Annotated in this window: 9 protein-coding genes and 1 pseudogene; 8 read left to right on the top strand and 2 right to left on the bottom strand. The window is 51.8% G+C overall.

Going from position 1 to position 12,237, the window contains the following annotated elements:
• Together AC58UX_RS20620 and AC58UX_RS20615 are read left to right on the top strand one after the other, a co-directional pair.
• Window positions 1-1,761 (top strand): ABC transporter ATP-binding protein, encoded by a 1,761-nt coding sequence (locus AC58UX_RS20620; protein ID WP_497256133.1) that lies wholly within the window; start codon window positions 1-3, stop codon window positions 1,759-1,761.
• A complete protein-coding gene (locus tag AC58UX_RS20615; RefSeq protein WP_497256131.1) occupies window positions 1,754-3,523 on the top strand; it encodes an ABC transporter ATP-binding protein in 1,770 nt (589 codons plus the stop codon). The genes AC58UX_RS20620 and AC58UX_RS20615 overlap by 8 nt, the downstream gene beginning before the upstream one ends.
• A gap of 350 nt (window positions 3,524-3,873) precedes the next feature.
• Here the strand turns inward: AC58UX_RS20615 and AC58UX_RS20610 are convergent, their stop codons facing one another.
• Window positions 3,874-5,460 carry a histidine kinase N-terminal 7TM domain-containing diguanylate cyclase gene (locus AC58UX_RS20610; RefSeq protein ID WP_497256129.1) on the bottom strand — a complete coding sequence of 529 codons (1,587 nt, stop codon included), beginning with the start codon at window positions 5,458-5,460 and terminating at the stop codon, window positions 3,874-3,876.
• Between the two features lie 160 nt (window positions 5,461-5,620).
• Between AC58UX_RS20610 and AC58UX_RS20605 the strand changes: the two genes are divergently transcribed.
• The 5 genes and pseudogenes from AC58UX_RS20605 to AC58UX_RS20585 all read left to right on the top strand — a co-directional run.
• A complete protein-coding gene (locus AC58UX_RS20605; RefSeq protein WP_497256127.1) occupies window positions 5,621-6,610 on the top strand; it encodes an acrylyl-CoA reductase family protein in 990 nt (329 codons plus the stop codon).
• Between the two features lie 46 nt (window positions 6,611-6,656).
• A complete protein-coding gene (locus AC58UX_RS20600; RefSeq protein ID WP_497256125.1) occupies window positions 6,657-7,514 on the top strand; it encodes a carbon-nitrogen hydrolase family protein in 858 nt (285 codons plus the stop codon).
• Window positions 7,511-8,185: a GNAT family N-acetyltransferase gene (locus tag AC58UX_RS20595; protein WP_497256123.1), complete on the top strand. Its 675-nt coding sequence runs from the start codon at window positions 7,511-7,513 to the stop codon at window positions 8,183-8,185. Before AC58UX_RS20600 ends, AC58UX_RS20595 begins: the two co-directional genes overlap by 4 nt.
• 15 nt (window positions 8,186-8,200) lie before the next feature.
• On the top strand, window positions 8,201-8,872 hold the full coding sequence (locus AC58UX_RS20590) for a GNAT family N-acetyltransferase (RefSeq protein WP_497256121.1): 672 nt from the start codon (window positions 8,201-8,203) through the stop codon (window positions 8,870-8,872).
• Window positions 8,873-9,279: 407 nt separating this feature from the next.
• Window positions 9,280-10,164, top strand: a pseudogene (locus AC58UX_RS20585) (collagen-like triple helix repeat-containing protein); the annotation flags it as partial.
• A gap of 605 nt (window positions 10,165-10,769) precedes the next feature.
• Here the strand turns inward: AC58UX_RS20585 and AC58UX_RS20580 are convergent.
• Entirely contained in the window at window positions 10,770-11,222 is a 453-nt protein-coding gene (locus tag AC58UX_RS20580) for an SRPBCC domain-containing protein (RefSeq protein WP_497256119.1), read from the bottom strand.
• Between the two features lie 94 nt (window positions 11,223-11,316).
• On the opposite strand from AC58UX_RS20580, the gene AC58UX_RS20575 reads away from it, so the two are divergent.
• Window positions 11,317-12,126 (top strand): DUF6597 domain-containing transcriptional factor, encoded by an 810-nt coding sequence (locus AC58UX_RS20575; RefSeq protein WP_497256117.1) that lies wholly within the window; start codon window positions 11,317-11,319, stop codon window positions 12,124-12,126.
• Window positions 12,127-12,237: the final 111 nt, after the last annotated feature.

Here is a 12,237-nt window from a genome sequence, read left to right as displayed (position 1 = left end):
ATGTGGAAATTACGATCTTTTGTTAAACCGTATTGGTTCATCTCGGTGCTGGCTCCGTTGCTGATGGTCATGGAGGTATGCATGGATTTATCGCAGCCTCGTCTTATGGCGACCATTGTGAATCACGGGGTTGCTGAGAGCAATCTCGCCTTGGTGTGGTCGACCGGCTTACATATGTTAGGCGTCGCCCTCATAGGGCTTGTTGGCGGGGCAGGCTGTACATTTTTTGCAGTAAAAGCGGCCCAAAACTTTGGCGCTGACCTGCGGCTTAGCCTATTCGAGAAGGTGCAATCCTTGTCGTTTCGTCAGTTGGATACATTTTCGACGGGATCGCTGATCACTCGTTTGACTAGCGATGTGATGCAAATGCTGAATATCCTGCAAATTCTGCTGCGCCAATTCACACGCGAAGCATCCCTGCTTATAGGCAGTGTAGTCATGGCCGTCGTCGTGTCACCGCGACTTTCCTTGATTCTGCTAGCCGTTGTCCCGATTCAATTCATCATTTTGTATGTGTTGATGAGACGATCTACACCGCTTTTTCGCCAGATGCAGCAAAAAATCGATCGCGTCAACACCGTTATGCAGGAGAGCACGACTGGTATTCGTGTGATTAAAGCTTTTGTTCGCTCCGCCTTCGAGCGGACCCGCTTTGGCAAAGCGAACACGGACCTGTTGAACGCCAGCCTTAGCTCTGCTCGGGCGTTGGCTACAAGCGGACCGCTGATGACGTTGATTTTGAACGTGAGTATCGTAGCTGTTCTCTGGTTCGGTGGCGCTCAAACATGGAGCGGTTCGATGGCCATTGGCGATTTGGCAGCGTTTATCATCTATATTAGCCAAGTGCTGTTCTCGCTGGTGTCCATCAGTAATACGTTGATGAACATTTCCCGCGCGCAGGTTTCTGCTGAACGCATTCGTGAGGTGCTCGATACGAACGTAGATCCGAATGAGCCTGCGATGGATAAACAGGATGTATTGGAACTACCGACCTCATCCCCAATGACCGGCTGTGATTTAGAATTCGAACATGTCTCCTTCGTGTATGAAACAGCGCCCGATCAACCTGTCCTTCACGATATTTCGTTCAAAGCCCTGCCGGGTCAAACGATTGGGATTCTTGGGGCGACAGGCTCCGGCAAATCCACGCTCGTTAGCCTCATTCCTCGACTGTACGAGGCAACTAGCGGACATATCCGTCTGAATGGCGTAGATGTGAAGGAACTGCCTGTCGAACAGCTGCGCAGTCAGATTGGGATCGTGCTGCAGCAGTCGATTTTGTTTAGCGGCACGATTCGCGACAACCTCCTGTTTGGCAAGCCGGAAGCGTCAGAGGCTGAGATGGAGGCCGTCGCCCAAGCCGCAGAAGCCGATAGCTTCATTCGTAAGCTGCCGGAGGGCTATGAAGCTAAGCTGGGACAGCGTGGTGTTAACCTCTCGGGTGGTCAAAAGCAGCGAATTGCTATAGCACGCGCATTGCTTCTACGCTCTCCACTGCTTGTGCTGGATGACAGCACGAGTGCAATTGATCTTGGAACGGAGAAGCGCATCCAGCGCTCTCTGCAAAAGCTCATGGCTGGCAGTACGCGCATCATCATCGCACAACGCGTCTCCTCGGTCCTGCAGGCCGATCAAATCCTGGTCTTGGATGAGGGGCGCATCGCCGCTCGTGGAACACATGAGGAACTGCTGGCATCCAGCCCGCTGTACCAAGAGATTTACAACTCTCAGCAAGGGAAGGAGGCTGCCCTTCATGGCTAATAAGCCCAAACCTCGCGCAAAAAACATCGGCGCAACCCTTCTACGCATGTGGGGCTACCTCCGGCTTCAACGCGCTGGGCTGCTTACCGTTGCGACCCTGACTGTTATCGGCAGCGGCCTCGCTCTGTTAGGACCTTATTTAATTGGCGTGGCCATCGACGATTACATCATCCCGCGAGATCGGAGCGGATTGCTGGGGCTTTGCCTCACGCTGCTCAGTTGTTACGTCATCAGTGGAGCTGCGTCATGGATCCAATCCTATCTGATTGCTGGGGTTTCCCAGCGGACCGTGTGGCAAATGAGACAGGATCTGTTTCGTCACCTGCACAAGCTGCCTATCAGTTATTTTGATAAAACCTCCCATGGGGAACTCATGAGCCGCACGACCAATGATGTCGATAACGTTGCTACCACGCTCAGTCAAAATCTAACGCAGATTATGACCAGTATCATTATGATTGTCGGGTCTTTGATCATGATGCTTACTTTGAATATTTGGTTAACCTTGATTGCATTAGTCACAGTTCCGATCGTTCTCTTCACGACGAAGCAAATCACGAAGCATACACAACGCCTGTTCAAAGAGCAGCAGCAGCGGCTAGGAGAGCTGAATGGCTTAATCGAAGAGACCATTTCGGGGCAAAAGGTTGTGAAAACGTTCCGCCGCGAAGCCGCAGCTGTCAATCAACTCGCTGTGATCAACAAGCAGCTTCGCGCTGCGGGTACGGGGGCTCAGCAGCTTTCGGGTATGATGGGGCCGAGCATGAATATGATCAATCATTTTAGCTTTATTTTATTGGCGGCCATTGGGGGCTGGATGGTGCTGAAGGGATGGACGATGGTCGGCGTGATCATCAGCTTCCTGAACTATTCCAAACAATTCAGTCGTCCGATCAACGATTTGGCCAATCAATATAATATGATTCAGTCGGGTATTGCGGGTGCGGAGCGTGTTTTTGAAGTGATGGATAACGAGACGGAATATGATGCCAATCAGGCCTCTTCCCAGTTAACAGATGTTAAAGGTGAAGTCGTATTTCAAAACGTTTCCTTCGCGTACACCGATGATGTGCCAACGCTTCAAGAGGTTTCGTTCACCGCAGAACCTGGCGATTTAATTGCTTTAGTCGGTCCTACGGGAGCAGGCAAAACGACGATCATCAATTTGCTGACGCGCTTCTACGAGGTCGACGAGGGCAGTATTACGATAGATGGGCAAGATATCCGCCATATGGAAAAAGACAGTCTGCGCAGCCAGTTGGGCATCGTGCTGCAGGATGTGTACCTTTTCTCGGATACGATCCGAGAAAATATCCGATTCGGCCGCCTAGACGCGACCGACGAAGAAGTAGAAGCCGCCGCGAAGCTAGCCAACGCGGACGGGTTCATTCGCAAGCTGCTGGGCGGCTATGACGCCAAGTTGACCGCCGGAGGCGGCAACCTGAGTCAGGGCCAGCGGCAGCTGCTCACGATCGCGCGGGCGATTCTCGCCGATCCCGCGATTCTCGTGCTCGACGAGGCGACGAGCTCCGTCGACACGCGCACGGAGCTGCACATCCAGCAGGCGATGGGCGTGCTAATGAAAGGGCGCACGAGCTTCGTGATCGCCCACCGGCTTAGCACGATCCGCGAAGCGAGTGCGATTCTGGTCATCAACGGCGGCGAGATCGTCGAGCGCGGCACGCACGAGGAGCTGCTGGCTCGCCGCGGGCATTATTATGATTTGTATGCTAACCAATTCAGCGAAGCTAGTTCACTTTGAGGAACGGGATGGGCCGTTCCGAACAAAAAGGGAGTTCCCGTTATGGGAACTCCCTTTTTCAGTGAGAAGTGAAGCTTCCCCCTTATCGATGTTCGGTCCAAGGTGGCAAAAATGCAAAAGAGCATCCTTTTCAGTGGAATTCACTTCACCATTGTAAATACATGCAAAAAGGCATCCTTTGGTGCCGCAAATGCCTAACCAGAGATGAAAACGCAGAAAATTGATGCCTTTTTGCATCAATTTTAGCTGGAATCTCCTAATTAATGGAGAAAGGTTGCACTATTGCATTTCTCAGATGAAGAGGGTAGCTGGTGGTTGTCTCGGAATACATTTTCCGCCGCTGCCAACACTTACTCACTGCCACTTCCTGCCATTACATGCTGCTCAAAAACGAGCACCTGATTGCGACCCGCTCGTTTAGACTGATACAAGGCCATGTCCGCGTATTTCAGAAGGTTCTCCAAGGTTTCGCCAAGATGGCTTGCCTGTGAGAGTCCGAAGCTCGCTGTCACTTTAATCGAGCCATAGCTGCCGCGCATCGGTTCCTCCTCAAGCTGGGCGCGGATCCGCTCCGCTATTCGGGCGGCGTAATCTAACGAACAGAAAGGCATAGCGATGACAAACTCCTCGCCACCGTATCGGGCTAGAAGCACGCCAGGCACTTCAGCTTCAGCTTGCTTCGCAATCGCAACAACATGCTGAATCGCGAGATCGCCGACATCGTGACCGTAGGTGTCGTTGATGCTTTTGAAGTGATCAATATCGAAGAGCAAGATGCATGTGGCTCTGTCGCCGGTCGGAGCTTTTTCCAGCATCACCTTGGTCCGCCGAATAAATTCCGAACGATTTAATAGCTTCGTTAAGCCATCGTAGTAGGCAAGTTGCTTTAGCTGATCTTGGAGCAGCTTTTGCTCTGTGACATCGATCAGCATCAGCAGACTTCCAATCGATTCCCCGCTGCGCCCACGAACAACCGATGAACGGCTCTGGTAAAATAACTCCTTACCATCCGCTGCGCGCCAAACAAATTCATCCTGCGCACCATCTTGGGATCGTGCCACTGGAAATGGCGATCCCGACAACCGAATCCAAGCATCATCGAGTGTAGATCCGAGCAGTTCTGTTGTAATGCCTGGGAACATTTGGCTGATCACGCCGTTAAAGTCAACAAGCCGATCGGCAGAATCGAGAACGATAGCGCCTTCTCGCATACTTTCAAAAATCCGATCCTTGGCAATCGGAATAACCGTCAACATTCTTGTGGATACAATTGCCCATATGTACATGGCAGAAGTGATACAAAGGAGCATCGGTACAGGATCAATGCCATAAGGAGTTAGACCGACTAAATACACAAAAGCCCCCGTCATCGGCATGAACTGCCCCGCAATCAAGGTCACCAGCTGTAAACGGTAGGCCTTTTTAGTTTGACGCCATCTACGCAAGAGCAGCACGACGGCTGCCAACATGCATCCGAATATATAAGCGCCGTGAATGATGTAATATTGTCCGATGACAATATCCGTTGTGGGGAAAGGTGCATTTTCTCGGAAATACATTTCTTTATAAAATAAATGATGATAATCGTTGGTGATGACCATGATGAAGGTAATAGCTGGAATTAGGAAGAGTGCTCCAATCCTTAAACGGGTCAGCTTTAAGCCGATATATTGCATAACGATGAGTAAGCCAATGGCAGGGGCAGCCCCGATGCCAACATACTCGAAGATCGTCCAAATCATCACCTCGGATAACGTATCGCTGGCCATTTCGAAAGCGTGAGCAAAAATATAAATAGCCTGTGTAGCCGTATAGATAATGAATGTATAGGCGCTGGGGATTTCTTTGCGTTTGATGATGGCATACATGCACAGAAAGGTTGTAAAAACCCCCGAGGTCGCGATAATCGTTATAAACATGGTAAGTGTAGGATGCATGAGTCGCACTCCGTCATTTGTTAGATTATTGGATAAATTGTCGATTCAATGGTATCACATCCTCGGGCGATGTCATAGGGTTGGAATGGCAAGCAGTTACAAAATTTAGTAAACTAAAAGCATCAAGAAAAATGCCGATTGACTGATTGGGGGCGTGGACATGGAAAGCTTTGGCGCATTAGTCGTGGAGCGAATACAGGATCAGTTTTCTTGTCATCTAAAAGAGTTGCGCATCGAGGACTTGCCCGCAGGGGAAGTGACGATCCGCGTCGCTTACTCCGGCATTAATTATAAAGATGCGATGGCCTGCAGCCCATCGGGGCGGGTGATCCGCCAGTATCCGATGGTACCGGGCATTGATTTGGCCGGTACAGTCGTGGCCTCGTCAGACCCCCGCTATCGCGAAGGGGATGAGGTGCTCGTGACCAGCTACGAGCTGGGCACAGGGCATTTCGGCGGATTTAGCGCGTATGCGTGCGTCCCCGCCGATTGGGTCGTGCCGCTCCCGCAGGGATTGACGCATCGCGAAGCGATGATTCTCGGCACGGCGGGATTGACTGCAGCCCTGTCCATTCACCGAATGGAACAGAATGGGCTGCGCAAAGAGCAGGGACCCGTGCTCGTGCGCGGGGCAACGGGTGGTGTGGGCAGCAGCAGCGTCTCAATGCTCGCCGCCCTCGGCTACGAAGTGGAAGCGAGCACAGGGAAGTCGGCTGACCACGCGTATTTGCTTGAGCTTGGCGCGACGCGCGTGCTTGCACGCGAGGAGCTCTCGCCAGCTGAGAGCAAGCCAATCGTCAAGGAGTACTGGGCTGGCGCAGTTGACCCTGTCGGGGGCTCGTCGCTCTCGCACGTGCTCAGTCGGATGCAATACGGCGCCTCCGTGGCGCTGAGCGGATTGACGGGCGGCGCGGATTTTGCGGCGACGGTGTACCCTTTTATCCTACGAGGTGTGAATGTACTCGGTATTGATTCCGTTTATTGCAAGGCAGAGGTTAGGAAGCTATTGTGGGGGCGAATCGCGACGGAGCTGAAGCCACGGCTGCTCGAGCAGACGGTGTATAAGGAAGTAGCCTTAGAAGGCGTGGTTGAGGCCGCACAGTTGGTGCTGGAAGGCAAAGTAAGAGGTAGAGTGCTAGTGAAGCTGTAAGGGCAAGTGATGACACATGTATTTCGTTGGATGGGAGAGTTGAAAAATGAAAATGCGAGTATCAGCTGTTCAATATCATTTACATACAATAGGGAGTTTCGAGGAGTTTGCCGCACAGGTGGGGCACTATGTGAAGGTGGCGCAGGAGTTTGAGGCGGATTTTGTGTTGTTTCCAGAGCTGTTCACTACGCAACTGATGTCCATTGGCGATGAGAACGGCAAAGCATTGCCGATTGAGGCTCTGCCTTCTTTTACAGAGGCGTATCGCGACTTATTTCAAGGCTTGGCTCAGCAAACGGGCATGCATTTAATCGGTGGCACGCACATTACGACAGAGGGTGGCAAGCTGTATAACACGGCATTCTTGTTCTACCCAGATGGTCGAATCGGCGAGCAAAAAAAGCTGCATATTACCCCGACGGAAGTGAAGGAATGGGGGATGGGTGCAGGGGATTCACTGCAGGTGTTTGATACGGATAAAGGCAGGATCGCTATTCTGGTCTGCTATGACGTGGAATTCCCAGAGATCGTGCGGATGGCCAGAGCGCGTGGCGCTGACGTGTTGTTCGCTCCGTCCTGTACGGATGATCGGCATGGTTTCCATCGTGTGCGTTACACCTGTCATGCACGCACGATCGAGAATCAAATTTACGTGGTGACCACGGGGACGGTTGGGGCTTTGCCGACGGTCGATTTCATGAGAGCGAATTTCGGACAAGCAGCGGTTATTACGCCCAATGATGTCCCTTTCCCTCCAAAAGGAATCCTAGTCGAAGGTGAGATCAACGGTGATATGGTCGTGACGGCTGATTTGGATCTTTCGTTGTTAACGCTCGTTCGCGAAAAAGGCTCTGTCACTACGTGGCGCGACCGCCGAACTGATTTGTATACGGACTGGTCATGAGAAAACAGTTTTATGTGTTCGAAGGCGATAAGCCGGTAGAGGCTGTGATTCGTACGTATGGTGTGGCGGATTTTGACGCGTTGATTTATGTGCAGCAGATGAGCTTTCCGCCTCCGTTTCCATCAGAGCTTTGGTGGACGAAGGAGCAGTTGACGGAGCATGTGACACGGTTTCCCGAAGGGGCGCTGTGTGTAGAAGTTGCGGGTCAAGTTGTGGGCTCGATCACAGGGCTGCGTGTGGACAGTGAGCGGATGGCCGAGGCTGCTGATCATAGTTGGTCAGCGATGACGGATGATGGCTATATCCGCACGCATCACCCTGATGGAGACACGCTGTATATCGTGGATGTGTGCATTTTGCCAGCGTACCGTAAATTTGGGTTGGGCAAATGGTTGATGCAATCGATGTACGAGGTTGTGGTGCATCTAGGGCTGGCTAGGCTGCTCGGTGGAGGGCGTATGCCGGGCTACCACAAGGTAGCCGAGACGATGAGCGCCGATGAATATGCGGCGGCAGTGATGGCGGGAACGCTGAAGGACCCGGTGATTACGTTCTTGCTGCGATGCGGCCGTACGCCGGTGCACGTGGTTGGAGGGTATTTGGACGATGAAGAGTCGCTGAATCATGCGCTGTTGATGGAGTGGCGGAATCCTTTTAAATATGAAAAATAGGAGTGATATGATCTTATGGAATTTATCCGCATAACGAGTATTGAAGATCCATTGTTTCGATCCATGCATGATTTGATGAAAGAAGTATTTCCGCCAGAAGAGGTGCTTGAATATTCTTTGTGGCGTGAGCCTCTGGAAGATCCGGGCATTCGGGTGTTTGTTGCTGTTCATGAAGGCAAGGTTGTCGGTACGACAGAGTATCGCTATTATAAAGAAGATCAAGTGGCTATGACGGATTTCACCATTATTGGTCAGGCTGGTCTTGGAATTGGGCGCTTTCTTGCGAGAAAAAGGTGGCAGGACCTGGAGCGCTTGGCAGCTGAGTCAGGTAAACCGATGCAAGGTATGTTTGCTGAAATTTACGATCCATATCGGATCGAGGGGCATGCTTTCGGCGGCGTGAAGCCGATGGATCCTTACGTGCGGCGTGAGGTGTTATCGCATCTAGGCTACAAGCGGATTGATTTTACATATGTGCATCCATCATGGGAAAATAACGGGGAAGCAGTCGAGGAGCTAGATCTGTGCTTCCTGCCGAAGGACGAAGACGCGACGGAAATTAGTGCGGCGTTGGTGGCAAAATTCTTGCGACGTTACTATGCCGTGCTCGCAAACAAGCCGCATGCTTGGGAAGCGATGGTTGCTGGTTTGGAAGGCAAAGAGACGTTGGCGTTATTGCCATTGTAATAAGTGTTGTGCAAAAGAATGAGGCCTTGGGGTCTCATTCTTTTTTTTGTATGTATATCGCCACTATCCCCTCCGCTCAGGTCTGCAGGAGTGCTACTTCGCGCCAACGAGGTGAAGCTTTTCTTTTTATGTGTTGAGACACTTGTCTATTCCAAAAGGTGCTTGCCCTCATATTTTATTTATGGAGGTGACAACCGTTGAGTGTGTCCAGCGCAGAAAAAAAGAAGTCTCGAGAGCGTCGAGTTTCTAAGAAAAGTAAAGGGGTGAAACTCTACCCAAGGAAAAAGAAAAGAACGTCTGCCAAGTGCAAGATTTGCTTTGAGCTGCAATGTAAATGCCAAAGGGAAAAGAAGCATAGGGTTAAGGGTTGTAAAAGAGGGCCAAGAGGTTGGCAAGGACCTCCCGGTATGCAAGGCGCTCCGGGAGCGCCGGGAGCAATGGGAGTTGAGGGTGCGACAGGGGCGACGGGCCCAGCGGGAGAAGCGGGTGCAACGGGAGTTACGGGTTCAGCAGGAGCAAGAGGCGCAACTGGAGCAAGAGGTGCTACGGGAGTGATGGGCCCAGTAGGAGAAGCGGGAGCTACGGGTTCACCAGGAGTGACAGGTGCAACAGGAGCGGCGGGTCCGACAGGATTAGCAGGAGCTACGGGTGCAACAGGAGTGACGGGTGCAACAGGAGCTACGGGGTCAGCAGGTGCAACAGGAGCAACAGGAGCAACGGGAGTGACGGGTCCAGCAGGAGGAGCTACAGGTGCAACAGGAGTTACGGGTCCAGCAGGAGCGACGGGGTCAGCGGGAGCTACAGGAGCAACGGGTTCGGCGGGAGCTACAGGAGCAACGGGGTCGGCAGGAGCGACAGGAGCAACGGGGTCGGCAGGAGCGACAGGAGCAACGGGGTCGGCAGGAGCGACAGGGGCAACGGGGTCGGCAGGAGCGACGGGAGCAACGGGATCAGCAGGAGCGACGGGAGCAACGGGATCAGCAGGAGCGACAGGAGCAACGGGGTCAGCAGGAGCGACAGGAGCAACGGGGTCGGGGGGAGCGACAGGAGCAACGGGGTCAGAAGGAGCGACAGGAGCAACGGGGTCGGCAGGAGCGACAGGAGCAACGGGGTCGGCAGGAGCGACAGGAGCAACGGGGTCGGCAGGTGCGACGGGAGCAACGGGGTCGGCAGGAGTGACGGGAGCAACGGGGTCGGCAGGAGCGACAGGAGCAACGGGTTCGGCAGGAGCAACGGGAGCAACGGGATCGGCAGGAGCGACAGGTGCAACGGGAGCGACTGGCCCAGCCGGAGGGGGAAGTGGTGCGGCATTCATTGAAACCCTGCATATAGGCAACTTGAATGCTCAGATTCCTTACAACGCTAGCGGAGGGAACAACCAAGCTGTTGGGGCGCTTGCTTATATAGGGCAACCAACTACTATTACAAGGCTTGCGACTTATGTGACACAAGTAGGTTCCACTGGTAATTTTCAAATGGCAGTTCTTCAAGCAACCTCGATATCACAAGCTGTAGTTATTGGTGTGACGACGGTCGTAACCTCTTTAACATCGGGTCTGTTCATTTTGCCATTAACTGCGCCAGTTAATCTTTCGAGTAATCTGGTATATTTTCTTGCAGTATATAACCAAGTGAATGGGTCCAATGTGGGAGGACGAAATACGGGGGTTTTAGGAATTATGGCGCCGCCAATCAATTTTAGAGCTCAAAACCTCGCGGGATTTTCAATCGGTCAGAATATAAATACAAGTGATATGATTCTATTATCACCTTGGGTTGCTGGTATCGTTTAAGCCCATAAATAGCAAGGTGTATCCTGCACAGGACAGGATACACCTTGTTTGTTTTGGATGCAGTTGACTACATATAATCAACGTCCTGTATAATGAGAGGCAGTCTACCAACCGAAGTCTAGCGTTTTGCCTGTTTCTGCGAGCGTCTTGATGTTGCTCAGAATCATCCACCAGCTCGCTTTTGTTGACTCATAGCTTGGGTGGTTCGGCGTCCATTGATCGTTCACGAGTGTCAACTTCGTGCAGTTGCCAACGGTTTCTAGACTAATGGTCATGCGTGATTCGAACTCAGCATGGTTCTCCCGATAGGAAGGTCCAGCGTGCTCCGTGCAGCTAAGAAGTTTTTCAGGCTCATAGGCTAAAATAGTCCCGTACACATGCACAGTCTCATCACCATCTTGACCTGGGCCAATATAAGAATAGTCGGAGCCAATTTCAAAGGTAGAATGCAGCACGCTGCCAAACAAGATTTGTCGCGTTCCCTCTGGTGTAATGAGAATATCCCATATTGCCTTCGTACTTGCACCAATATAAAATTCATACTTCAGTTCTTCCATAACCGCCTGCACTCCTTCGCTTCTATGATCCTACTTATCATAATGTATCTAGTATTCCCATGTATTGTAAAAACGCGACAAGGAGTGTTCGATGATGACCACGAATCCTTCAATGCCAAGCCTCGGTATCATTAATCTGCAGCAAGGTGAGCACAAATTTCACTTGGCCCGTTTTGCCCCTGCGGAGGATGTAGCTTTCTTCGTTCGACATTATTGGGTCGTCAAGTGGGACCTGGTCGGGAAGGAGCCTTTTACCCAGCATGTAATTCCTAATCCCTGCGTGAATCTAATTGTAGAGCCTGGTCGAACGGCGGTCTACGGACCTGGCAAAGAGAAGTATGGACATCACCTGGAAGGCCAGGGGAGTGTGTTCGGCGTGAAATTTAAGCCAGGCGGCTTCTACCCTTTTATTAGAGCATCTGTATCTAGCATGTTAGACAACCCGATGCGTATTGAGCATGTGTTTGACACCGATCCGCGCGCTTTAGAAGCTCAAGTGTTTAGTCACCGTGATGATCAACTGAACGTTCATCTAGTTGAAAGTATGCTTCGGTCTAAGCTGCCGGCTCAGGATGAACAGGTGACATTAGTTAATCAGATCGTGGATTACGTGTATGGACAGCCGGATATCACTAAGGTGGATGCCTTATGTGAGCATTTTCAAATGAACATCCGTACGCTGCAGCGCCTCTTCGACCAGTATGTCGGTGTCAGCCCAAAATGGGTCATTAAAATCGCCCGCATTCAGAGTGCCGCGGAAACAACCGATGGCACGGATACGCACAATTGGTCCAAGCTGTCGATGGATCTCGGCTATCACGATCAGTCGCATTTTATTAAGGATTTCAAGTCCGTCCTCGGCCAAACGCCGGAGGAGTATGCCTTGAGCAAGCAGGCAAAATAAAGGTTGTGCTGCCTCCACCTGTCTCCTAGCTACCCCTTAGCTACCCCTCGCCTACTTCGATACGGAACGAGGTAAGTGATGGGGGTGATTTTGAATAGATACGGAACGAGG

The sequence above is a fragment of the Paenibacillus sp. J22P90 genome (assembly GCF_059692195.1).
Note: the sequence above shows the minus strand (reverse complement) of the source record. Positions and strands in the feature narration are given on the sequence as shown.

Excerpts from the sequence above, each read along its gene's own strand:
- AC58UX_RS20620 (WP_497256133.1), top strand. The coding sequence starts at position 1 with ATGTGGAAATTACGATCTTTTGTTAAACCGTATTGGTTCATCTCGGTG.
- AC58UX_RS20615 (WP_497256131.1), top strand. The coding sequence starts at position 1,754 with ATGGCTAATAAGCCCAAACCTCGCGCAAAAAACATCGGCGCAACCCTT.
- AC58UX_RS20610 (WP_497256129.1), bottom strand. The coding sequence starts at position 5,460 with ATGCATCCTACACTTACCATGTTTATAACGATTATCGCGACCTCGGGG.
- AC58UX_RS20605 (WP_497256127.1), top strand. The coding sequence starts at position 5,621 with ATGGAAAGCTTTGGCGCATTAGTCGTGGAGCGAATACAGGATCAGTTT.
- AC58UX_RS20600 (WP_497256125.1), top strand. The coding sequence starts at position 6,657 with ATGAAAATGCGAGTATCAGCTGTTCAATATCATTTACATACAATAGGG.
- AC58UX_RS20595 (WP_497256123.1), top strand. The coding sequence starts at position 7,511 with ATGAGAAAACAGTTTTATGTGTTCGAAGGCGATAAGCCGGTAGAGGCT.
- AC58UX_RS20590 (WP_497256121.1), top strand. The coding sequence starts at position 8,201 with ATGGAATTTATCCGCATAACGAGTATTGAAGATCCATTGTTTCGATCC.
- AC58UX_RS20580 (WP_497256119.1), bottom strand. The coding sequence starts at position 11,222 with ATGGAAGAACTGAAGTATGAATTTTATATTGGTGCAAGTACGAAGGCA.
- AC58UX_RS20575 (WP_497256117.1), top strand. The coding sequence starts at position 11,317 with ATGACCACGAATCCTTCAATGCCAAGCCTCGGTATCATTAATCTGCAG.